This window comes from Marivita cryptomonadis (assembly GCF_002115725.1).
Lineage (GTDB): Bacteria > Pseudomonadota > Alphaproteobacteria > Rhodobacterales > Rhodobacteraceae > Marivita > Marivita cryptomonadis.
The window spans coordinates 1-22235 of the sequence record NZ_JFKD01000030.1 but is presented as its reverse complement, the minus strand read 5'-3'; the positions used below and the strand labels follow the sequence as shown (position 1 = coordinate 22235).

Sequence of the window (22235 nt, the reverse complement as noted above, 5' to 3'; positions counted from 1 at the left end):
GGTTATTGCACCGGCTTGATCGAGGCAGGCAGCGTGTACTGATCGACACGCGGCGCATAGGTGATCTTGTCGGTCATTGCCCAGGGCGTCACCTCGAAATGCAAGGGCAGGATTGCCCAATCCGCCATCGCGACGCGCGACGATTCACGCAAAAGCTCTTGACGGGCATCATCGTCCACAGTGGCCAGCGCCTTGGTCAGCAGGTCATCGACCTCGGGGTTGGAATACTGCCCCCGGTTGGTGCCACCGTAACCACGATCCCCGTCGCGCGTGGCGACAAGTGCCTTGATCGGCGAAGACATCTCACCGGTGCCCGCACCCCAGCCCGCAAGGTAGACCGAGAACTCGTATGCGTTGCGGCGCGAGAAGAAGGTCGAGGCCGTGACTGCATCGATTTCTGTTGTAACGCCGATCCGCGCCCACATCTGCGCTACCGCCTGAGCGACCTGCGCATCGTTGATGTAGCGGTCATTCGGGGTGCCGATAGTGATGCCGAACCCATCCGGGTAGCCCGCCTCGGCAAGCAACGCCTGAGCACGATCTGCGTCATAGGGGGCAGGCGGCATCGCGCCATCTTCATGTGCGCCGAACATGCCGGCGGGCAGCAATTCCCCGGCGGCCACGGCCACGCCACCCATGATCCGGTCGACGATCGCATCGCGGTTGATGGCGATGGACAGCGCCTCGCGGACACGCACATCCTTCAACGGGTTCTTGCCGTCGGTGCCGGTGATCATCGGGCTGGGTTCCTGCTCGTGATCCATATGCAGATAGATCACGCGGTTCGAGATACCCTGAACCACCTGAAGGCCACCTTCGGAATTGATCCGCTCAAGATCCTGAAGCGGCGGATTCTCGATGAAGTCGACATCCCCTGCAAAAAGCGCGGCCACACGCGGACCATCAGAAGTCAGAGGCTTCATGCTGACGCGCTCCCACGGGGCAGCATCCCCCCAGTAATCCGGGTTGCGGACAAGTTCGATGCCCTCACCACGGCGGAAGCTTTCGAGCAGGAACGGACCTGTGCCGATAGCGGCTGCACCTTCGTTGAACGCTTGCGACTCGGGATAGGCAAGGTCGCCGCAGCCCTCGGGCGAAAAGTCGATCGACGCACCGTCGACACCGTTGGCCTTGGCCGAGATGATGCCCCATGTCGAGAATTCGGTCGGCAGGAGTGGGTAGGGCGCTGCGGTGTGCACGATCAGCGTCATCGGATCGGGCACTTCGAAATCCTTGATCGCCTTGGTGTATGTGGTGAACAGCGACGGCGAATCCGGCACGCCGGGGATGCGACAGACGGAATAGACAACGTCATACGCATCAAAGGCCGACCCGTCCGAGAAGGTCACACCTTCGCGCAGCTTGAACTCCCAACGGGTGTCGTCCAACGGGCGCCAGCTTGTGGCCAGCTGGGGAAACAGCTTTTGCTGCTCATCGCTGCCGACAAGGGATTCGAACATGTTGCGACGCAACTGGTTGTTCGGGCCAAGGTTGTGAAAATGCGGATCAGCCGAACTGGGTTCGGCGGCCAAGCCGATCCGCAAGTCCTGAGCAAGGGCGGGCAGAGCCGGCAACGCGGTAGCGACGGCAAGCGCTGTCAGGCGCAGATACCTTAGGGTCATGGAACATCTCCCTGTTCATCCAGGTGTGCACACGCCACCCGGCTTGTTTTTTGATAGTATGACGAGGTTACCCTCCGCCCGCAGTGAAGGAAGCCAAGACTTTATTCACTTTTACTATGCACATATACCGTAACTGCATTACGGTTGCGTGTAGCACAGCCACCGGGACAGGTTATCGCCATGCGCAACAACTGGCATTCGATCCGCGAATACGAAGCCCTGCGCGCGGTCATCACCTCGGGTACGACCAATGGCGCGGCACGTCTGCTTGGCATCTCGCAACCCACGGTCAGCCGCGCGGTCAGCCAGCTTGAGGCGCGGTTGGATGTTGTGCTGTTCGAACGGCGCGGCGGGCGGTTGCGCCCCACTGCCGAGGCGCTGCGTCTGAACGCGCAACTGGACCGACTGTTCGATGCGATTTCGTTGATCAACGGCTCTGACCCAGACGAACCCGGAAACCAGCCGCTGCGGCTCGCGGCACCACCATCATTGGCCGACTTGGTGGGGGCCTGCATGGCGAGCTTCATGAAGCTGCACCCAACTCAACCCATGTCGCTGGAAACCTGCACCTCGAACGGGTTGGTCAGTCGGCTTGTCGATGACGCGGTGGATCTTGGCTTCACCCATGCGGATCTGACGCATTCCGCTATGGAATTGATCCCGTTTCAGGAAAGCGAGGCGGTCTGCGTCATGGCGCGTGGCCATCCGCTCGAGGTGCATGACATCATCACTCCGGACCTGCTGGATGGGCAGAACTTCGTCTCAATCCTGCGGCGGCACATCGTGCGATCACGTCTGGATCGCCTGTTTGCCGAGGCGGGCGTTGCCCCGAAACGCGTGGCCGAAGTGGCCACCGGGCTTAGCGCCGTGACGCTCGCGCGGGCGGGCAGTGGCGTGACCGTGATCTGCCCGTTCCCGGTTCTGCGGGCGGATGATCCAACGCTGACAATCCGTCCCTTTCTGCCACGGTTTGTCTACCGGACCTCGTTTGCGGTCTCCACGGTGCGCCCTCTGACAAAGACCGCGCGCGCTTTCATGCGGCATGTGAAAATGTCCATTCGCTCTGATCCGGCGTGGCATGGCATCGTCAGCGAACGCAGCACGCGGCCAGTTCTGGAAGACAGCGTGTAGCAGCTCTCTGGCGTCGATCCGCGCCGGATGCGCGCAAGAGGCCCATTTCAAAACAGCGTTGACGCGGGCGACAGCTTGAGGCGAAGTCGCGGCATGGCCGATCCCGGAGGAGTCCTGATGCCCACAAACGAAAACCCGATCTGGTCCTTTGTCGACGCCAAACGCGAGGCCTTCATAGACCTGTCCGACCGGGTCTTTGATACGCCGGAACTGGCCTATACCGAGGTCCGTTCTTGTGCCGAACATACAGCGATGCTCAGGGCACAGGGATTCCGCATCCGCGAAGCAGTGGCGGGCATCCCAACGGCGGTGATCGGCGAAGCTGGATCGGGTGGGCCTGTCATTGCGATCCTTGGCGAATACGACGCGCTGCCGGGGCTGAGCCAGCAGCCGGGGCTGTCGGAACCGCGCATGATCGACGACAGCGGCTTCGGCCATGGCTGCGGCCACAACCTTCTGGGCGCTGCTGCCATTCTGGCAGCAACGGCAGTCAAGGACTGGCTTGCGTCAGAAGGCATCGAGGGCACAGTGCGCTACTACGGCTGCCCGGCGGAAGAGGGCGGTGCCGCCAAGACCTACATGGTGCGCGAAGGCCTGTTCGACGATGTCGACATCGCGATCACGTGGCACCCCGCCGGGTTCAACGCGGTGGATGATGCCCGGTCGCTGGCCAACACACGGATTGATTTTACCTTCACTGGCAAAGCCGCTCATGCTGCAGGGGCACCTGAACTCGGACGGTCCGCGCTCGATGCCGTCGAGCTGATGAATATCGGTGTGAACTACATGCGCGAACACATGCCCGACGATGCGCGGGTGCATTACGCCTATCTTGATGCAGGCGGCCCTGCGCCGAACGTTGTTCAGGCCCGCGCCACCGTCCGGCAGCTGATCCGGGCGCGCGATCTTAAGGGGTTGGCCGACCTCGTGCAGCGCGTCCGCGCAATCGCCGATGGGGCGGCGCTCATGTCGGGCACCAAGGTCGAGTCGCAGGTCTTTTCTGCCGTGTCGAACCTGATCGGCAACCGCCCGCTGGAAGAAGCGATGCAAGCCGAATTCGACGCACTTGGCCCGGTGCCCTTTGATGACGTTGATCTTGCCTTTGCCCGCGAAATGCAGTCGACGCTGACCCAAGACGACATTGCCAGCATGTTCCGCCGGCTGAGCAGGAAACCCGATTATGATATGCCGCTTTGCACCTTCATTGCGCCGCTTGACCGGCCCTTTGGTGGCGGCATGGGGTCGACCGATGTGGGCGATGTGAGCTGGGCCGTGCCGACGGTGCAGGCCCGTGTGGCGACGTGCGCCATGGGCACGCCGCTGCATACTTGGCAGCAGACCGCACAGGGCAAAGCCCCGTTTGCGCATAAGGGAATGGTGCACGCAGCCAAGGTGATGGCCGCCACCGCGCGGGCTGCCTTGTCCAACGATCTGCTCCGCGCGGCGGCGCAACAGGCGCATCAGCAGCACCTGGCCGAGTTTCCCTATACATGCCCGATTCCGGCCTCCACACGGCCTCCGGTTGCCGCCGAATAGCTTGGGACGACCGACGCGTGTGCTTTGGCCGTTGATCGGTAGAATATTGTTGACCGAAGGATCTGAATGGGGTGCACTTTTGCCGTCCGGATCCCGGCGCTATGGGATTTGGCATCACCCAAAGCGGAGGTCCGTCCAATGCCGAATATCACCCCGACATACGCGTCACTTTCCGGAATATTGGGCCAGCAGTTCACGTTGGGAATCGGAACGCCCGTCGTCTCCAATGGCAGCGCCGACTGTCTTGAAGTGTCGCGGCAGGCAAATGTCAGCACCGGTGGCGCGGTCAGCGTCAGCGAATCTGCGGGGGGCAGCGGCGTGTGGGTGCCCTATATCCCGGACCGCGCGACCTATGGTTTTACCGTTGGTGGATCGGGCTGGATGGGCACCGGACCATTCAGCGGGTGTCACATCGCGTTCTTCACCAAGGGTGGGCGTGTTGGCATGGCGCATATCGCCAAACCATCGAGCAGTGCCGAAACCGCGTGGGATACGTTTCGCACTGCCGGTGGCGTGATGGTTCTCAACGAATGGAAAGTGCCGTTGCCGGACATGACCCGGAATTCTGCCAGTTACATGTTTCTTAATCTCTCCGATCCCACATCCGTCGGTCTGACCCAGGTCGATGTGCATGTCAGAGGGATGGGGGGATCCGATGGCGCAATTTTCGCAGTCAAGAAGCTGGTCTGATCGCGCCACCGCCTGGGCTGCGCCGGAAGTTCGATTGCCCAGCCCGACAGCCTGACCTAAGAACGCAGCATGACCCACGCCTTTACAATCAAACGGGCCGAGCTGCGGATGGTGCATCTGCCACTTCTGACGCCCTTCGTCATCTCCACCGGGACAATGACGCACAAGACCTTTCCTCTGCTTATTCTGGAAGCAGACGGCATCACCGGGATCGCCGAAGGGGTCATGGACCCGCTGCCCGACTACCTTGAAGAAACGACCGCGGGTGCGCTTGACCTTTTGCGCACCGCGGTGCTGCCAAAACTGGTGGGGATGCGGATCGCCAGTCCGACGGACATCGCGCCGCTCTTGGCGCCATGGCGTGGCAATCGCATGGCCAAGGCGGTTGCTGAAATGGCGGTCTGGGATCTCTGGGCGCGATCGCTGGACCTGCCACTCTGCGCACTGCTTGGCGGTGCGCGCGACTTGATCGAGGTGGGGGTGAGCCTTGGCATCGCGCCGCTTGACGTCACGCTGGACCGGATCGCCGAGGCGCAGGCGCAAGGCTATCGGCGGATCAAGCTGAAGATCAAGCAGGGGCATGATCTGGCGCTGCTCGCCGGTGTGCGCGACCAGTTTCCCGACATCAAGCTGACGGTGGACGCCAATACCGATTACGGCCTGACAGACCTTGCCACGCTGCGCAAAATGGATGCGTTCGGACTGGATTACATCGAACAGCCCTTGGCCTTCGACGACATTCTGGACCATGTGCAGGTGCAGGCCGCGCTGCAAACCGCGATCTGTCTCGACGAAAGCATCCGCACCGCCAAGGATGCACGGATCGCGTTGCAGATGGCGGCTGCGCGGGTGATCAACATCAAGGTGGGTCGCGTCGGCGGCATTGCCGAGGCGCGGGCGATCCACGATGTCTGTGCCGCCTTCGGCGCGCCGGTCTGGTGTGGTGGTATGCTTGAAGGCGGGGTGGGCCGGGCGCACAACATCCACCTTGCCACGATGCCAAACTTTACCAAACCCGGCGACACCTCCAGCGCCAGCCGCTATTTCGCACGTGACATCATCAATGAACAGCTTGAGGCCAAGGACGGGCTGATGTCGGTGCCGCAAGGGGCGGGCATCGGCGTCACGTTGGACATGGCCTATCTCGACACGGTGTCTGACGTGGTCGAGGTCTGGACCGCATGACGGGCCTTGTTTTGCGCGACCTTGCCTCGCTGGCCGAACTGAAAGCGGCTGAGGAGTTCCAGCGCTGCGTCTGGGGCAAAGACGATCCGGCGGACAATTCCGACCTGATGATGGCGATCCAGCATGAAGGCGGGCTGCTGGCGGGGGCCTTTGACGGCGACCGGATGGTGGCGTTCCTGTTCGGCTTTCCGACCAGCGATCCCACGGCACAGCATTCGCACCGTCTCGGGGTTCATCCCGACAGTCAGGGGCAGGGCTTGGGTGTGCGGATGAAGCTCTACCAGAAGGATTGGTGCCTTGCGCGTGGTATCACCCACGTTCGCTGGACGTACGATCCGGCGCGGCGGGCCAATGCCGTGCTGAACATCCACCGGCTTGGGGCAACGGCGAAGACCTATTACCGTGACTATTACGGCGCGATGGAGGGGATCAACGCAGGTGTGCCCTCGGACCGCTTGCTGGCCGATTGGGATCTGACCCGCCCCGACGATGCTTTGATAACGCCTGTGGACCAGGTGCACATTCCCGCTGATTTTGCGTCTTTGGTCGCCGAAGCCCCGCAGGACGCCCTTGCCGCGCGGCTGCGCATCCGCGCCGCTCTAGAGGCGGCTTTTGCAGATGGCCTGCATGTTGCGGGCTTTGATCGGACGGCCAACGCCTATCTGTTGGCGCGGATCTGAAGCGACAGGTGTCACTGCCCTAAGGTTACCTGATGTCACCTCACGTCAATTCGTACCGATCCGGCAGTTAGTCGTTGACTTGAACCCCGTCGGCTCTGTTCAGTAACGTCAACAGACTGGCAGCGAAAAACCGCCGACGGGAGGACCACCAATGACTTTCAAAACCCTCGCTCTTGCGAGCACGATGCTGACGGGGCTTGCCAGCCTCGCCACCGCCGAAGAACTGCGCTTTGACGATGTGTTCATCATCGGCGACTCGCTGAGTGATGCAGGGGCGTATTCACAGTCGGTAATCGCAGGTGGCATGGGGGCGCTGCCGGTCATCAACTACAAATTTCTGACCAACGCTCCGGATGGATCGGCGCTGACATATGGCGAAGTGCTGGGACAGTCTTTGGGCCTGAGCCTTGGGCCGAATGTCTATTCGGGCGTACCGCTGGCCGGGCAGGGCGAAGTGGCGCTGGGTGGCACGATCTATGCCGAAGGCGGATCGCGGGTCACCGACCCGGCGGGCATCGGGTTCAACCCCGATCTTGGCATCACCACGCGGTCGCTGGTCGAACAGGTCGACCGGATGCTAGCGGACCGTCCGAGCCTTGGAGAGAACGATCTGGTGATCCTCTGGGGCGGGGCCAACGACGTCTTCGCGCAGGCTGGCGCTGTAGGTGGTGGCCTGATTGCGCCGCAGGACGCAGCGGGGAACATGGCACAGGCGGCGACCGAACTTGTGGCTCTTGTGGACCGTGTTCGCGATGCCGGTGCGGAATCCGTGATCGTCGTCACCATCCCGGATATCGGCTCCACGCCGTTTGGTATTTCTTCTGGTCCGCAAGGCGCTGGCCTGCAAACCGCCCTGACCGACGCCTTCAACAGCACGCTTCTGGCCTCCATCGGGGACCGCGCGGTGATCGTGGACAGTCAGAAACTCTTGGGTACGGTTCAGGCGGATCCTGTGAAATATGGGTTCACCGCCCCGAATGCGGCTGTGATCCCCGCCTGTCCCGACACATCGCTAAGCTGTTTGCAGGGCTTCAACGCCAGCGCCGACAGCGAAGAGCGCATCTTTGCCGATGGGGTCCATCCGACAACCTCGGCGCATGCGCTATTTGGTCAGGCGGCGTTTGCCGGTCTTCAGGCGGCAACGCAAACCGGTGCGATTTCTGTGGCCACGATGACCGCATTGCGCCAGCACGGGCTGTCCATCGAGAACCGGATGAACCCGACCGTGCTTGTCACCACGGATGAAGACGGCAACCGCCGTCGTCGCGAAGTGGGAGAGGTCGATGTCTATGCAAGCCTTGATATCGGCCGTTTTGAAGGCGACGCGCAACAGGTCACACCCGGTTTGGAAGGCGCGACCAAGGTGCTCAAGGCGGGGGCCGACATTGCAGTTGCGCCCAACGCCACGATCGGCGCGGGCATCAGCCTTGATTATGGCGAGGTCGATTTCGACAATGATGCGGGCGGCTTTGACAGTGATCTGATGATCGGTGTTGTGTTCGGCCAGATCGCGCTGTCGCAGAAGTATTATGTCAACGCAGCCTTTGGCGGCGGGCGGATCAATGTCGATGACATCACCCGCAGCTTTGCACTCGGTCCGGCGACGGAAACCTACACCGCTGACACCGAAGGCAGCTACCGTTTTGCCCGGATTGGCGGCGGTGCGCTCTATTCGCTGAACGATCAGGTGCGGCTCAACCCGTTTGCGCATTACACATGGGAAAAGGTGTCGATCGACGGCTTTACCGAATCGAACGGTGCGGCAAGCCTGTCCTACGGCGATACAGAATATGAATCGCAGCGTCTGACCGCAGGTCTGTCAGCGATCTTTGCGCCTTCGAACATGGATGGGCTGGTGTTCAACCTGCGTGGGTCCATCGAGCACGATTTCAATGATGATCCGCTGGTTGTGTCGTTGGGGCCAAATTCCGACACGCTGGGCAGCGTGTCCGCTCCACGCCCGGATCAGACCTGGGGTTATATCTCGGGCTCGGTGGTCAAGGAGCTGGGATCGGGATCGGTCCTGAGTCTGACCGGTGCCAGCTCGGTTGGGCTTGATGGCGCGCGCGGATTCACCGGGGCCGTGACCTACAAGATGACGTTCTGATTGGGCGCGGGGGCGCAAGCCCCCGTCGTTACAGAGGGCCGGAAACACGAAAGGCTGCCAAATCGGCAGCCTTTGGTCATTTGTAACAGTGTGAAACGGTGCGTTACCGTCCCCAGGTGCGCACAGGGCCGCAATCCATGTGGACGAAGTTTGAGCCCGAGTACCGCCCGACACCACCCGCATTGCACGCAGCCGCGGCGCGATACATCTGGTTCACCGAGCGCGAGTTCAACCGCAGGTCTGCCGCCTGACCCTTGAGGTGAAGCGAATTCTTGGCCACGCCCGAGCTGCGACTGCGCAGCATGGCATTGGTCTGCGGGCTGCGATAGCCGCTGAGCAGCGTGTAGGGTTCCGAGACATCCAGCAGATTATGCGCTGCTGCCATGATGTCGATGGTGCGCAGGTCGATGGATTTGACATCATTGGTGCGCCAGTCGCGCATGAAATGATGCACTTCCTTGACGGCATCGCCGATGTAGTCGCCTTCGATCCAGTAGATCATGTCGATCCGTTCACCGGTCCGGCCCGAGTACATCTTGATCCGCCGGATATCACCACCACCACGCAGGAAACCTGCCGCTTTTGAGTAGGTTGGCGCCACGGTGAGTGCCGTTGCCGCGAATGCGGTCAGCAAACCCCGGCGCGTGAAACCGCCAGATATAGTGTCAGTCATTGAAAAGTGCCTGTCCCGTTTGTCACTTTACCAGTCGCCCGTGTCGTTCCACGAACCTGCCGAATGCCTATCGTGCGCAGACTATGACACATCCCGAATCTCAAAAAAACCGAAAGTTCCCAAAAATAATTCAGATCAAGGGTTTTCGGCAGAAATCTGCTTAAATTGCCCAACTGTGTTAAAGTTACGCTACACCTGCGATCGGCGATGCAGCGCAGCCGCATGTCGGTGATAAAACGTAAAAACAAACTTTTTGTGAATGGACACCATGATGGGCTGCAGAAACCATGGGAATAGCACACCGCGTTTTGGTGTTGGCCTTGAGTGACTTAGGAGACCGATCAATGACCCATCGGACGTTTTTGCGCGGCGCAGCAGTGATCGCCCTCGTGGCGGCCAGCTACTTCACTCCGCAAAGCGCGGGAGCGGTTCAGGTCACCGCATTCCAGCAGGCTGTTGCAGAACGGGTGTCGGGCGACGACCAGATCGCGGCGTTCTACCGCGAACGTGGGTTCGCACCGATCTGGACCGGTGGCACCGAGGCTGATCTTGAACGCCGCACCGCGCTGCTCGAAGCGTTGAGCATGGCGCAGTATCACGGGTTGCCAGTCGCCAAGTATAACGCCGAAGCGTTGCTGTCGCGCATGGCCTCGGTGCGCAGCGGTTTCGATCGCGGGTCGCTCGAAGTGTCGCTGACCGAACTTTACCTCGACTTCGCCCGCGATCTGCAAACCGGTGTGATCGATTCCCCCCGCAGCGTACGCAGCGAGATCGTTCGCCAAATCCCGCTGCGTGAAACCAGCTACTATCTGGATGGGCTTTTGTCGGACACGCCGCGCGCCTTCCTCGGGTCGCTGGCACCGCAAACGCAGGAATACGCCCGGTTGATGAAAGCCAAGATGCGGCTCGAACACACCATCGCCCATGGCGGTTGGGGTGCCCCGGTGCCCGCAGGCAAGTACGAGCCAGGTGACACCGGCGCTGGCATTGTGGCGCTGCGTGACCGGTTGATCGCGATGGGCTATCTCGACCGGACTGTCACCGCGCGCTACGACACGTCGATCACCGACGCGGTGCGTGAGTTTCAAGAGAACCACGGCCTGACTGTAGATGGCGTTGCGGGCGGGGCCACCATTGACGAAATCAACACTGGTCCGCAGGCCCGTTTGAAATCAGTGATCGTGGCGATGGAGCGGGAACGCTGGATCAACCAGCCGGGTGGTCTGGGCGAACGGCATATCCTCGTCAACCTCACTGATTTTAATGCGCGCATTTTCGATCATGGCAAACTGACATTCGAGACCCGCTCAGTAGTGGGACATCAGGATCGCGACCGCCAGACGCCCGAATTCTCGGACGAAATGGACCACATGGTCATCAACCCAAGCTGGTATGTTCCCCGGTCGATCATCGTCGGGGAATACCTGCCCAAACTGCGCAACAACTCTGGTGCGGTGTCGCATCTGGAAATCATCGACAGCCGGGGGCGCGTGGTCAGCCGGGGGCAAAGCTTTGCACGATATACCGAACGCAGCTTTCCGTTTTCAATGCGGCAACGCCCCGGTCCCAAGAATGCCTTGGGTACTGTGAAGTTCATGTTCCCCAACAAATACAACATCTATCTACATGATACGAATGCAAAAAGTCTGTTTTCGCGTGAGGTGCGTACCTACAGCCATGGATGTGTGCGCCTGAACGATCCGCATGACTTTGCCTATGCGCTTCTGGCGCCACAAACCGACGATCCGGAGGGCTTTTTCCAGTCTCGCTTGCGCAGCGGCGCCGAAACGCGGGTCAATCTTGACCAGCCCGTGCCGGTACACCTGATTTACCGGACGGCTTTCACCACCGCCAAAGGCCACACGCAGTTCCGCCGCGATGTCTACGGGCGTGATGCGGATGTGTGGAACGCGCTTCGTGCGGCAGGGGTGGAGATCGCCGGAATTCGCAGCTAAACCTCTGGCCAATCAGGCCGGAGGCGTTCATGCCCTTTACCATTGCTGACATCGCAGCCGCTCTTGGCATCCGCGCCGAAGGGGACACGTCATTGATGGTGTCCGCCGTCGCGGAACCCGCGCAGGCCGGAAAAGACGACCTCGCGCTGGCGATGAAGCCGGAATTCGCCGAACAACTGTCCCAAGGACAGGCTCGCGCCGCGATGCTCTGGGACGGGGCCGATTGGCAGGCAATGGGTCTTTCTGCGGCGCTGATGGCCCCACGCCCGCGCTATGCCATGTCCGGCCTGTCCGCAATGATGGACACAGGGGCCGGCTATGCACCGGGCGTTCACGAAACCGCGCTTGTCGACCCGACAGCCAAAATTGCCGAAGGTGTGTCCGTCGGTCCGTTTGCGGTGATCGGGGCCGGGGTAGAGATCGGCGCAGGGTCGATCATCGGCGCGCAGGTGTTCATCGGGCAGGGCACGACACTCGGTCAGGGCGCGTTGCTGCATCCGGGCGTAAAGATCGGCCATGGCGTTACCATCGGCGACCGCTTCATCGCGCATTTCGGGGCGACGGTCGGGGCCGATGGCTTTTCCTTTGTCACGCCCGAACCGTCGGCGGCCGAAAAAGTCCGCGAGACGCTGGGCGATCAGACGGGCGCCACCGCGCAAAGCTATGCCCGCATCCATTCGCTGGGCGGTGTCGTGATCGGTGACGATGTAGAGCTCGGTGCCAATTCCTGCATCGACCGGGGCACCGTGCGCGCCACCCGCATCGGCAATGGCTGCAAGTTCGACAACCTTGCCCAGGTCGGCCACAACGTGGTGATTGGAAATGACTGCCTGATCTGCGCGCAGGTCGGCATCGCGGGGTCCAGCCGGATCGGCAACAATGTGGTGCTGGGCGGCCAGACCGGGGTCAGCGACAACCTCTTTATCGGCGACAATGTGATCACCGGCGGCGCGACCAAGGTACTCTCGAACGTGCCTTCCGGCCGCGTGATGCTGGGTTACCCGGCGATGAAGATGGACACGCAGCTTGAGATCTACAAACAGCTTCGGCGTCTGCCGCGCCTACTGACCGATGTGGCACGACTCAAGAAAGCGGTTTCAAAGACCGACCCGAGCGACTAAATCACAGGCCGGGACGAAACAGCCTCCGAGGACCGCAGATGAACGTGCAAGACAAGGTCATTCGCATCATTGCCGAACAAGCCATGATCGAGCCGTCTGACGTGGCCCTGACCGATACGATGCAGGATCTGGGCATCGACAGCATGGGTCTGGTGGAATGCATCTTTGCGCTGGAAGAAGCCTTCGACATCGAAGTGCCGTTCAACGCCAATGAGCCGGAAAGCAGCGATTTCGACATATCGTCCGTGGCGACGGTGGTGGCCGGAGTGGAAGGGCTGATCGCCCGGCAAAAGGGCTGATCCGCGATGAAGCGCGTTGTCATCACCGGGGCGGGAACGGTCAACGCGCTGGGGCTGAACGTACCCGACACACTCGAAGCGATGCGCGAAGGGCGCTGCGGGATCAGCGCTTTGCAGTTCCGAGATGTCGAACGGCTGGCCATCCAGATCGGCGCGCAGGTGCATGATTTCGATGAGACCGCCCATTTCAACCGCCAGCAATTGTCGCTCTATGACCGGTTCACCCAGTTCACCTTGATCGCCGCCCGCGAGGCGTTGGCGCAGGCGGGGCTAGAGTTTTCAGGCGAATTGGCCGCCCGCTCTGGCGTGGTGCTCGGCAATTCCGGCGGCGGCATGACCACGCTCGATGAGAATTACCGAAGCGTCTACGAAGAGGGCAAGAACCGGGTCCACCCGTTTGTGGTGCCCAAGCTGATGAACAACGCCGCAGCTTCCCATGTGTCGATGGAGTTCAACCTCAAAGGCCCAAGCTTTACGGTCTCCACCGCCTGCGCCTCGTCGAACCACGCAATGTCTCAAGCCTTCCAGATGGTGCATGGCGGGCTGTCGCCTGTGATGATCACCGGTGGGTCGGAATCCATGCTGTGCTTTGGTGGCGTCAAAGCGTGGGAGGGTCTGCGCGTCATGTCCAAGGATGCCTGCCGCCCGTTCAGCGCCAACCGCAACGGCATGGTGCAGGGCGAAGGCGCAGGTGTCTTCGTGTTCGAAGACTACGACCACGCCCGCAAACGCGGGGCTGAAATTCTGGCCGAAGTGGTGGGCTTTGCCATGACCTCGGACGCGTCAGATATCGTGATGCCGTCCAAGAACGGCGCCGCGCGCGCCATTGCCGGGGCGCTGCACGATGCCAAGCTGAACCCGCAGGACGTGGGCTATATCAACGCCCATGGCACCGGGACGGCGGCCAATGACAAAACCGAATGCGCCGCCGTCGCGGATGTGTTCGGGGCACATGCGGACCGGCTGATGATCTCGTCCACGAAATCCATGCACGGGCACTGCATAGGCGGCACCGGCGCGATCGAACTTTTGGCCTGCATCATGGCCCTGCGCGACGGGGTGATCGCCCCCACCATCGGCTACGAGGAACCCGACCCCGAATGCGCGCTGGACGTGGTGCCCAACGTGGCGCGCGATGCGAAGGTGGACGTGGCGCTGTCCAATGCCTTTGCCTTTGGCGGGTTGAATTCGGTGCTGGCGCTGCGTCGGGTGTAGTCGGGCGGGTGCCGCGAGGGGCGGATGTCTGCTTCGACAACTATCCGCCAACCAAAATCTCGAGTGAGTCGTCGACCGTCGGCAATGCAGCAAAATCATTGGCTGCAGCGATCGCGCGTCTGCGCATTTCGCCGTCTTCCAATCCATTTGTGATCGCAGCCCGAAGCGACGGTATGTCATCGCCTGAAACAGAGATGCACAACCCTGCAGACTCAAGACAGCGGGCATTGTCAGGTTGATCGGCGAAGAGCGGAACCACGACCATCGGCACACCGGAAGCCAGCCCCCCCAGGACAGTGCCCGAACCGCCATGGCAGACCATGAGTTCTGCATGCTCGAAGACCTCTGCCTGCGGGACGAATTCTCGGACGATTACATTGTCGGGGACGCTCTGGATCAGATCGTGCGGCGCGTTTTTTCCCGTAGTTAGAAGGACCGATACCGGCAAGTCGGCAACGGCATCGACGCTGGCTGCATAGACATGTCTTGTGCGATCTTCACCGACGGTCACGGTGCCAAAGGTCATATAGACCAAAGGCCTGTCGCCGGACGGCAGCCATTCGGGACGCTCGGTGGTTGAGGCCGCGCGCGGTACGACCGTCCTGAAACGAAAGGGCTGCTGACTGTTGATCCGGGGGGTGTCGTCCAGAACCTTTGGATGAGCGCTGAAGGCCGGTTCATCCCTCAGATAGCCTCCGCCAGTGGGTGCCAAAGAAACCAGCGATCTCAGCGCATCCATTTCCGCTGTATAGTTTGTGGCGATGGATTCCTCGGACTCGCCATTCACAATCTCGAAACGGGCATGTCGGATGCCAAGTTTTTCCGCCGCGATCAACCCAGAGAACTCTGTCGATTCACGCAGGATCAGATCTGGGCGCCAGATGGTCAATTCATCCAGCAATCCGGGCAGGAAGTTTCGTGCCAGTATCCCCATGAAAAACTCGGACATGAAAAACTTTCCGACTTTTTCGCGCGGCACGCTCTTGGCGAGTTCGTTCACCGCCTCCCGTTCCGCATCGCTCGGCCCTTTCAGGACGAGGTGACCGAAGCCGTGCTTGGCGATTTCCTCGCCAAGATCGGGGAGGGCCGCGACTCTTACTTCGTGGCCTCTTGCCTGCAATCCCTTCGCGAAAGGCAGCATAGGGGTGAAGTGGCTCAAAAGCTTGTTGGTCGTAATAAGAATGCGCACGGAAAATCCCTAACCTGGTGCTGAGCCTTGATGTTTCGGCGATCGCTCGAGCCTAGACGAGTTCGGCCTCTCTGTCTCGGAAGAGTCTCGTTGGTTGGGGGGGGCAGGTGGCGCTGCCCCCGAACGCTCGGTTTGCAGTTCCTTAACCTGTCGCACCGCATACCCCCGCCCACGATGCGCATCGAGCGGGCAGGGTCACTCCCATGCCGCGACACTTGAACTGACTGCTCTCAGACGCCCGCAAGGGCCGACCCTGAGAAACCGGTTTCAAAAGGCCCCAATAGGGGCACAGGTCACGGGGGCAGCCCCGGCAGAATGAGAGAACTGTCAGGCCACAGAGCGGCGCCGCTTCTTCTTCAAACACGTCATCCTCGGGCTTGATCCGAGGACCTCCACCCATAGAGTTCCTCAGGCCTTCGCCCGAGGATGACGCAGAGGCGTGTCTGCCATCTGCGCCCCATTGCACTTTCCCCAAACCCGTGGCCATCTGCGGCCATGAATTTTGCCAGCCGTATCACCCGACTTCCCCATGCGCACGAGCCTGAACAGGGTGCTGATGCGCTGAGTGCAACGCTTTGGGCGACCGGGGATGTGGCCAAGCTGATCCACGGCGCGGGCGGCTGCAGCCCCTACCTCAAATCGCTGGTCGAGAAGGAAAGCGGTTGGCTCGAAACCGCGTTGGATGATCCCGAACAGGCGCTGTTGAGCGAACACTCCGCCCTGCGCGACACCGCGCCGGACGCCTTGCCGTCGCGGCTGCGGCAGGCCAAGCGGCGGGTGGCTTTGCTCACCGGGTTGGCCGATCTGGCAGCGGTCTGGCCGTTGGAGACCGTCACCCAAGCGCTGACCGATTTCGCAGACCTGTCAGTACATGTGGCCCTACGCGCCACGACCCTGCATGAGATCAAACGCGGCAAGCTGCCGGGGCAGGCCGAAGACGATGCCGAGCAGGCGGGCGGCATGGTGGCACTGGCGATGGGCAAGATGGGGGCGGGCGAGCTGAACTACAGCTCTGACGTGGACCTGATCTGCCTGTTTGATGAAACGCGTTTTGACCCCGAAGATTACCACGAGGCACGCTCGGCATTGGTGCGGGCAACGCGCAAGATGTGCGCCATGCTCAGCGATCTGACGGGCGAAGGCTATGTGTTCCGCACAGATCTGCGGCTGCGCCCCGATCCGTCGGTCACGCCGGTCTGCCTCGCCATGGAGGCGGCAGAGCGTTATTACGAGAGCCTTGGCCGGACATGGGAACGCGCGGCCTATATCAAGGCGCGGGCCTGTGCGGGGGACATCACTGCAGGCGAAAAGTTCCTCAAGACGCTGGTGCCGTTTGTCTGGCGCAAGCATCTGGATTTCGCGGCCATCGAAGATGCGCACGATATGGTGCGCAAGATCCGCGATCACAAAGGGCTTGGGGGGCCGATCACGCTTCCCGGTCACAATATGAAGCTGGGGCGCGGTGGCATCCGCGAGATCGAGTTTTTCACCCAGACCCGCCAGATCATCGCCGGGGGCCGCGACTCTGACCTGCGGGTGCGCGGCACGGTGCCGGGGTTGGCAGTGCTGGCCGACAAAGGCTGGGTGCCGCAGGACGTGGCCCAGACGCTGACCGACCATTACCGCGCCCACCGCGAGGTGGAGCACCGGGTGCAGATGTTGCGCGACGCCCAGACACATGACCTGCCGCAATCCGACGACGGGTTCGACCGGTTGGCGGCGTTTATGGGCACCGACCGTGCGGCGCTTCACAAAGACCTGCGGTCGCGTCTGGAAGAAACCCACACCCTGACCGAAGGTTTTTTTGGTGGCGACAGCACAGCCGCGCGTCGCAAGACCGTGCCCGAAGAGTTCGAGAATTCCGAGATCGTCAGCCGCTGGCGCACTTATCCCGCGTTGCGGTCCGCGCGGGGCAGTGGCATTTTCGAACGGCTCCAGCCCGAGATACTGGGCCGCCTAGCCAAAACCTCGCACCCAATGGACGCGCTGACCGCCTTTGACGGGTTTCTCAGTGGGTTGCCCGCCGGTGTGCAGGTGTTCTCGCTCTTTGAGGCCAACCCTCAACTGATCGATCTGTTGATCGACATCGTCGGTGTGTCACCCGAACTCGCCCGTTATCTTTCTCGCAACGCGTCCGTGTTCGACGCTGTGATCGGGGGGGATTTCTTTTCCGACTGGCCGGGGCGCGAGGCGTTGCAGGCCGCGCTGTCCGATCTTTTGGCGCAAGAAAGCGATTACGAGAACAAGCTCAACACTGCGCGTCGCTGGGGCAAGGAATGGCACTTCCGGGTCGGGGTCCATCTGTTGCGCGGCTTGATCGGTGCAGAAGAGGCAGGCACGCAGTATGCCGATCTGGCCGATGCGACACTTGCAGCCCTCACCCCCGAAGTGCAGGCGGAATTCGCCGGAAAGCATGGTCCGTGCCCTGGTCGTGGTGCGGTCGTCGTCGGCATGGGCAGCCTAGGGTCACGACGGTTGCATTCGCGGTCTGATCTCGACCTGATCGTGATCTATGATCCGGGTGAGGCCGAGATATCCGAAGGGCGCCGTCCGCTGGCGACCCGGCCCTATTACGCGCGTTTGACGCAAGCGCTGATCACTGCGGTGACGGCCCCGATGGCCGAGGGGCGGATCTACGAAATCGACATGCGGCTGCGCCCGTCTGGAAATCAGGGGCCAGTGGCCACCAGTCTGGAATCGTTCCGCAGCTATCAGAAATCCGACGCTTGGGTGTGGGAGCATCTGGCGCTGACCCGTGCCCGTTGCGTGGCTGGACCGGACGGGGTGATGCAGGACGTAACCGCTGTGCAGGCCGATGTGTTGCAAGCCCCCCGCGACCGGGACGCTGTGCTGCGCGAAGTGGCGATCATGCGCAACCGCATCGCATCGGCAAAAGGCTCCGGCGGGGACTGGGAGATCAAGCTGGGGCAGGGGCGGTTGCAGGACATCGAACTGGTCGCGCAGGCCGCAGCAGTGATTGCGGGCCAGCCCTTGGGCACGGTGCCCGGTGCGTTGGCGTGCGGGGCGGAATGTGGCTGGCTCTCGCCCGAGGATGCTGACGCCCTGAGTGCGGCCTACCGCTTGTGCTGGGCGCTTCAGATCGGGTCGCGGTTGATTTCCGACTCCACTCTGGCTCCGGATCAGGACAGCAGTGCCGCATCAGGGTTCTTGTGCCGGATCACCGGCACCTCCAGTATCGACGGACTTCAAGAGCTGTTGGCGGCATGCACAAAACGCGCGGCTGACGTGATCAATGCCGTATTGCCGGATGTGAGGGATGAGGAATGAGCCATGCGCAAAGGTGATGCCACCGACCCGAAAGGGCTGATCGCGGAATCGTTCAAGATCGATGGCATCACCTACGAGGAATGCCGGTCGATTTTTCTGGACTGGGCGCTTGCGGTTCCGGTGGATGCCGACAGCCCAACGCTGATCCGCGCATTGTTGGAGCGTCACCCGGTGGCCGACCACCCGATGACACAAGTGCTGACCGAAGGGTTGAGCGCTGCCAACGCGCCGCGGCGACGTGGGGGGTGGAAAGGGCGGCGCAGCTGACGCGCCGTGTTTTGCCGCCCAAAGGCGCGTTAGCGTGTCGGCAGTAAGCCCTGTCTCTGCGCATTCACAAGGGCCTGCGTCCGGTTCGTCGCGCCCAGCTTTTTGCACAGTGACCGGACCCGCAATTTAACGGTCGATTCCCGCAGATTGAGGCATTGTGTGATCTCTTTGTTCGACATGCCGATCGAAAGTTTTTCCAGCACATCCATTTCACAAGGCTTGAGCAAAGAAGTGTCAGGCTGCTCGACGCCGGCGGTTCTGGAATACAGATCTGCCGGAATAAAGACCTGACCTGCCGTTATGAAACTCAAGACACATTTGAACGCCTGAAGCGAAAGTGACTTTGGAATAAAACCAAAAGCCCCGACCTGAACGCAGCTTTCAACAAAGGGCTTGTCGGCATTGTTTGTAAATAGAACAAGCTTTGCAGGCGCCGATAGTTTCGCAAGTTGTCCCACCTCGTTTACCGTCATGGGTTTTCCCAGATTGGTTTCCAACAGGATGATATCGAATTGTTCTGACGCTGCGGATTTCAGAATATCGACTGCGGATGCAAGACTGTTCGCCGTAGACACAACAAATTGGTCACTGGTATCCAGTGCAGTCGTGATAAGATCGGTAACCAGTTTCTGACCATCTACAATCAACAGGTTCGTGGTTGGGTTTGTCATGCTCAACACTCCATTATTGTTGTTTTTGGGGGTAGCGTTTGCACTGGTATTCGCCCTTGCAGATGCCCCTCGCATCGCATCGGAAGAACTAGAACACTCTCCTTTTAGTTGATCTTTTTGTGGTTGTGCAGGTCTGAAGGGACTTTTTGTCAGTCCGAATGGTCTAAATCGCACCTCGGAAGGCAATTTTTACGCGCGGAAATGTCTTTTCACATAGCCAGATCGAAAAAGGATCTGGTGTCTGCCCAAAACACAGGACGCCAGTCCCGATTTTACCCAGTGCGATTCGTGCCATCTCACGCGATGCCTCTGCTTGCTGGACAAATTCCCGCCGCCGTCTAACCTCTGTCCGACTCAATTGGGTAGGACGATCAGACCATGAAAACCGTTGTGACTTCCGCACTTCTTCTTGCTGCCTCCTCGTCGATGGCATTGGCTGCCGGGCATGGCTCTTGTGCCACCGGGCTGACGCTGGAAGAGAATGTCTTGACCATCGCCACCGGCAACCCGGCTTATTACCCGTGGGTGTTGAACGATGCGCCCGAAAGCGGTGAAGGCTACGAGGCGGCTGTGGCCTATGCCATCGCCGCAGAGCTGGGGTTCGAGGCCGACGCCGTGACGTGGGTGCGCACCTCGTTCGACGAGGCGATCCAGCCGGGCGCCAAGGATTTCGACTTCAACATGCAGCAATACTCGATCACGCCCGAGCGCGAACAGATGGTCGATTTCTCGTTGCCGTATTACACGTCTGCGATGGCGGTGCTGACCACACAAAGCGTGGTTGATGCCGGGGCAACTGCAACGCTGGATAGCCTCAAGGGGCTGGTGTGGGGCGCGGATGCCAACACGACCGCGCTGCCGATGCTGACCGCGATTGTTGCGCCGGAGAAAGACCCGCTCCTGTACGGGGACAACACCGACGTGACAGCTGCAATGCAGGCGAACCAGATCGACGCTGCGCTCTTCGACCTGCCGACCGCGCTGTATCTGTCTGCGGTTGTGGTTGAAGGCGGTGTGCTCTTGGGTCAGTTCCCTGCGGATCGGTCCGAGAACCCGGACCAGTTCGGCCTGCTGTTCGAAGAAGGCAATCCGCTGCGCGATTGCGTGAACACCGCGATCACCGCGCTTACGGAATCCGGCAAGATGGCCGAGATCGAGGCCATTTGGTTGCAGGATGCCACTGGCGTTCCCGTGATCGAGTGACATGACAGATCAGACGACCTTGAGAGGCGGGTCAGCGCCATCGCTGACCCGTCGCCAAGCCTATGAACAGCGCTTGCGGCGGCGGTCGATCACCATCGCTGCCGGATCGACCTTGGCGGTGGTACTGGCGGTTGTCCTGCTTGTGCCGCTGGCCCCCGGATGGGAGGCGGTCAAGCGCAGCTTTTTCAATGGCGAGGTGTTCGCCAAGACCTTTCCGGGGCTGCTCGACGCGTTCGTGATGAACGTCGCTATCTTTTTGTGGTGCGCGCCGATCATTGCCGTTCTGGGGCTGGTGATTGCGCTGTGCCGCGATGTGCGGTCGCCTGCGTTCTATCCTTTGCGGCTGTTCGGGGCGATCTATACGGATGTGTTTCGCGGGCTGCCGGTGATCCTTGTGATCTACCTGATCGGCTTTGGCGTGCCCGGTCTGGGCCTGCCGCGCCCGTGGAATTCGCCCTATATCTGGGGGTCTTTGGCGCTGATCCTTGTCTATGCGGCCTATGTCGCCGAGGTGATCCGGTCGGGTATCGATTCAATCCATCACAGCCAACGCGCCGCTGCAGCCTCGCTTGGGTTGTCGGACGGGGAAACCATGCGCTACGTCGTGCTGCCGCAAGCGATCCGCAACGTCGCCCCGGCGAACATGAACCTGTTTATCGCGCTGCAGAAAGACGTCGCGCTGCTTAGTTTCATCGGCCCGGTCGAGGTGTTTCGGCAGGCGGGCGTGTATAAATCCCTGATGGCGAACTTCACGCCCTATGTGGGGGCTGCGGTGATTTTCCTCGCGCTGACCATCCCGGCGACGCGCTATGCCGATTACCTGATGAACAAGCAACGGCGGCGGCAGAGCTGATGGCCAAGCTTGATCTGAAGGGCGTCACCAAGAGTTTCGGTGACAACACGGTCTGCCGTGGCATCGACTTGTCGGTCAATGAGGGCGAAATGGTCTGCCTGATCGGCGCGTCGGGGTCGGGTAAGTCGACGCTTCTGCGCTGCATCAACCTGCTGGAACCCATCGACGACGGGCGCATCCTACTGGATGGGGTGGACATCAGTGAACCGGGGTTGAACCCGCAGCCAATCCGCGCGCGCATCGGGATCGTGTTCCAGTCGTTCAACCTGTTTCCGCACATGACGGCCGCTGAGAACGTCATGCTGGCCCCGCGCCGTGTGTTGGGCAAAAGCCGCGATGCGTTGGACGCTCCGGTCAAGGCGCTGTTCGAGCGGTTCGATCTGGGCCAGCGGATGAACCATTACCCGGACCAATTGTCAGGCGGTCAGCAACAGCGTGTCGCGATCATCCGCGCCTTGGCGATGCAACCCGAGATCATGCTGTTTGACGAGATCACCAGCGCGCTTGACCCTGAACTGGTGGGTGAGGTGCTTGACGTGTTGCGGCAGCT

Annotated in this window: 19 protein-coding genes; 15 read left to right on the top strand and 4 right to left on the bottom strand. The window is 61.1% G+C overall.

The window, feature by feature from the left end; translation table 11 throughout:
* Positions 1 to 2: 2 nt before the first annotated feature.
* Positions 3 to 1622 (bottom strand): ABC transporter substrate-binding protein, encoded by a 1620-nt coding sequence (locus tag MCRY_RS20535; RefSeq protein WP_085633378.1) that lies wholly within the window; start codon positions 1620 to 1622, stop codon positions 3 to 5.
* Between the two features lie 180 nt (positions 1623 to 1802).
* Here MCRY_RS20535 and MCRY_RS20530 point away from each other — a divergent pair, with 180 nt between their 5' ends.
* The 6 genes from MCRY_RS20530 (at position 1803) to MCRY_RS20505 (ending at position 8951) form a co-directional block, all read left to right on the top strand.
* The gene (locus tag MCRY_RS20530; RefSeq protein WP_085633376.1) at positions 1803 to 2753 is read left to right on the top strand and encodes a LysR substrate-binding domain-containing protein; all 951 of its coding nucleotides are present in this window, start codon (positions 1803 to 1805) and stop codon (positions 2751 to 2753) included.
* Between the two features lie 117 nt (positions 2754 to 2870).
* Positions 2871 to 4289 carry a M20 family metallopeptidase gene (locus MCRY_RS20525; protein WP_085633374.1) on the top strand — a complete coding sequence of 473 codons (1419 nt, stop codon included), beginning with the start codon at positions 2871 to 2873 and terminating at the stop codon, positions 4287 to 4289.
* Between the two features lie 138 nt (positions 4290 to 4427).
* On the top strand, positions 4428 to 4979 hold the full coding sequence (locus MCRY_RS20520; protein ID WP_138488106.1) for a hypothetical protein: 552 nt from the start codon (positions 4428 to 4430) through the stop codon (positions 4977 to 4979).
* A gap of 69 nt (positions 4980 to 5048) precedes the next feature.
* Positions 5049 to 6164, top strand: a complete 1116-nt coding sequence (menC, locus tag MCRY_RS20515) for an o-succinylbenzoate synthase (protein ID WP_085633370.1) — start codon at positions 5049 to 5051, stop codon at positions 6162 to 6164.
* Positions 6161 to 6844, top strand: a complete 684-nt coding sequence (locus tag MCRY_RS20510) for a GNAT family N-acetyltransferase (RefSeq protein WP_085633368.1) — start codon at positions 6161 to 6163, stop codon at positions 6842 to 6844. Before menC ends, MCRY_RS20510 begins: the two co-directional genes overlap by 4 nt.
* Before the next feature lie 151 nt (positions 6845 to 6995).
* Positions 6996 to 8951, top strand: coding sequence for an autotransporter domain-containing protein (locus MCRY_RS20505; RefSeq protein ID WP_085633366.1), 1956 nt, complete (start codon positions 6996 to 6998; stop codon positions 8949 to 8951).
* Between the two features lie 103 nt (positions 8952 to 9054).
* On the opposite strand, the gene mepK is transcribed toward MCRY_RS20505, so the two are convergent.
* Complete coding sequence (gene mepK, locus MCRY_RS20500; protein ID WP_085633365.1) at positions 9055 to 9624, bottom strand: peptidoglycan L,D-endopeptidase MepK; 570 nt, start codon at positions 9622 to 9624, stop codon at positions 9055 to 9057.
* 344 nt (positions 9625 to 9968) lie between these two features.
* Between mepK and MCRY_RS20495 the strand changes: the two genes are divergently transcribed.
* Genes MCRY_RS20495 through MCRY_RS20480 form a run of 4 tightly spaced genes read left to right on the top strand, consistent with a single transcriptional unit; the run spans position 9969 to position 14214 of the window.
* Positions 9969 to 11579: a L,D-transpeptidase family protein gene (locus MCRY_RS20495; RefSeq protein WP_138488107.1), complete on the top strand. Its 1611-nt coding sequence runs from the start codon at positions 9969 to 9971 to the stop codon at positions 11577 to 11579.
* Between the two features lie 29 nt (positions 11580 to 11608).
* Positions 11609 to 12700: a UDP-3-O-(3-hydroxymyristoyl)glucosamine N-acyltransferase gene (lpxD, locus tag MCRY_RS20490; protein WP_085633363.1), complete on the top strand. Its 1092-nt coding sequence runs from the start codon at positions 11609 to 11611 to the stop codon at positions 12698 to 12700.
* A 38-nt stretch (positions 12701 to 12738) separates the two neighbouring features.
* Positions 12739 to 12999, top strand: a complete 261-nt coding sequence (locus MCRY_RS20485; protein WP_085633361.1) for an acyl carrier protein — start codon at positions 12739 to 12741, stop codon at positions 12997 to 12999.
* Positions 13000 to 13005: 6 nt separating this feature from the next.
* Positions 13006 to 14214: a beta-ketoacyl-[acyl-carrier-protein] synthase family protein gene (locus MCRY_RS20480; RefSeq protein WP_085633359.1), complete on the top strand. Its 1209-nt coding sequence runs from the start codon at positions 13006 to 13008 to the stop codon at positions 14212 to 14214.
* A gap of 40 nt (positions 14215 to 14254) precedes the next feature.
* On the opposite strand, the gene MCRY_RS20475 is transcribed toward MCRY_RS20480, so the two are convergent.
* Entirely contained in the window at positions 14255 to 15403 is a 1149-nt protein-coding gene (locus MCRY_RS20475) for a glycosyltransferase (RefSeq protein WP_138488108.1), read from the bottom strand.
* Positions 15404 to 15898: 495 nt separating this feature from the next.
* Here MCRY_RS20475 and MCRY_RS20470 point away from each other — a divergent pair, with 495 nt between their 5' ends.
* Positions 15899 to 18691 carry a bifunctional [glutamine synthetase] adenylyltransferase/[glutamine synthetase]-adenylyl-L-tyrosine phosphorylase gene (locus MCRY_RS20470; RefSeq protein ID WP_085633355.1) on the top strand — a complete coding sequence of 931 codons (2793 nt, stop codon included), beginning with the start codon at positions 15899 to 15901 and terminating at the stop codon, positions 18689 to 18691.
* 3 nt (positions 18692 to 18694) lie between these two features.
* Positions 18695 to 18958: a hypothetical protein gene (locus MCRY_RS20465; RefSeq protein WP_085633353.1), complete on the top strand. Its 264-nt coding sequence runs from the start codon at positions 18695 to 18697 to the stop codon at positions 18956 to 18958.
* Between the two features lie 29 nt (positions 18959 to 18987).
* Here MCRY_RS20465 and MCRY_RS20460 read toward each other — a convergent pair whose 3' ends face one another.
* Entirely contained in the window at positions 18988 to 19629 is a 642-nt protein-coding gene (locus MCRY_RS20460) for a response regulator transcription factor (protein WP_171046156.1), read from the bottom strand.
* Positions 19630 to 20007: 378 nt separating this feature from the next.
* On the opposite strand from MCRY_RS20460, the gene MCRY_RS20455 reads away from it, so the two are divergent.
* From MCRY_RS20455 to MCRY_RS20445, 3 genes are all read left to right on the top strand, one after another.
* The gene (locus MCRY_RS20455) at positions 20008 to 20832 is read left to right on the top strand and encodes an ABC transporter substrate-binding protein (RefSeq protein ID WP_085633349.1); all 825 of its coding nucleotides are present in this window, start codon (positions 20008 to 20010) and stop codon (positions 20830 to 20832) included.
* 1 nt (position 20833) lies between these two features.
* Positions 20834 to 21685, top strand: coding sequence for an amino acid ABC transporter permease (locus MCRY_RS20450; protein ID WP_085633347.1), 852 nt, complete (start codon positions 20834 to 20836; stop codon positions 21683 to 21685).
* Positions 21685 to 22235 (top strand): amino acid ABC transporter ATP-binding protein (locus MCRY_RS20445; RefSeq protein ID WP_139834139.1); only part of this gene is annotated, 551 nt, incomplete at its 3' end. The genes MCRY_RS20450 and MCRY_RS20445, both read left to right, overlap by 1 nt.

Bases quoted from the DNA above. Each gene is read 5' to 3' on its own strand.
- MCRY_RS20535 (WP_085633378.1), bottom strand. From the start codon at position 1,622: ATGACCCTAAGGTATCTGCGCCTGACAGCGCTTGCCGTCGCTACCGCG.
- MCRY_RS20530 (WP_085633376.1), top strand. From the start codon at position 1,803: ATGCGCAACAACTGGCATTCGATCCGCGAATACGAAGCCCTGCGCGCG.
- MCRY_RS20525 (WP_085633374.1), top strand. From the start codon at position 2,871: ATGCCCACAAACGAAAACCCGATCTGGTCCTTTGTCGACGCCAAACGC.
- MCRY_RS20520 (WP_138488106.1), top strand. From the start codon at position 4,428: ATGCCGAATATCACCCCGACATACGCGTCACTTTCCGGAATATTGGGC.
- menC (WP_085633370.1), top strand. From the start codon at position 5,049: ATGACCCACGCCTTTACAATCAAACGGGCCGAGCTGCGGATGGTGCAT.
- MCRY_RS20510 (WP_085633368.1), top strand. From the start codon at position 6,161: ATGACGGGCCTTGTTTTGCGCGACCTTGCCTCGCTGGCCGAACTGAAA.
- MCRY_RS20505 (WP_085633366.1), top strand. From the start codon at position 6,996: ATGACTTTCAAAACCCTCGCTCTTGCGAGCACGATGCTGACGGGGCTT.
- mepK (WP_085633365.1), bottom strand. From the start codon at position 9,624: ATGACTGACACTATATCTGGCGGTTTCACGCGCCGGGGTTTGCTGACC.
- MCRY_RS20495 (WP_138488107.1), top strand. From the start codon at position 9,969: ATGACCCATCGGACGTTTTTGCGCGGCGCAGCAGTGATCGCCCTCGTG.
- lpxD (WP_085633363.1), top strand. From the start codon at position 11,609: ATGCCCTTTACCATTGCTGACATCGCAGCCGCTCTTGGCATCCGCGCC.
- MCRY_RS20485 (WP_085633361.1), top strand. From the start codon at position 12,739: ATGAACGTGCAAGACAAGGTCATTCGCATCATTGCCGAACAAGCCATG.
- MCRY_RS20480 (WP_085633359.1), top strand. From the start codon at position 13,006: ATGAAGCGCGTTGTCATCACCGGGGCGGGAACGGTCAACGCGCTGGGG.
- MCRY_RS20470 (WP_085633355.1), top strand. From the start codon at position 15,899: ATGAATTTTGCCAGCCGTATCACCCGACTTCCCCATGCGCACGAGCCT.
- MCRY_RS20465 (WP_085633353.1), top strand. From the start codon at position 18,695: ATGCGCAAAGGTGATGCCACCGACCCGAAAGGGCTGATCGCGGAATCG.
- MCRY_RS20460 (WP_171046156.1), bottom strand. From the start codon at position 19,629: ATGACAAACCCAACCACGAACCTGTTGATTGTAGATGGTCAGAAACTG.
- MCRY_RS20455 (WP_085633349.1), top strand. From the start codon at position 20,008: ATGAAAACCGTTGTGACTTCCGCACTTCTTCTTGCTGCCTCCTCGTCG.
- MCRY_RS20450 (WP_085633347.1), top strand. From the start codon at position 20,834: ATGACAGATCAGACGACCTTGAGAGGCGGGTCAGCGCCATCGCTGACC.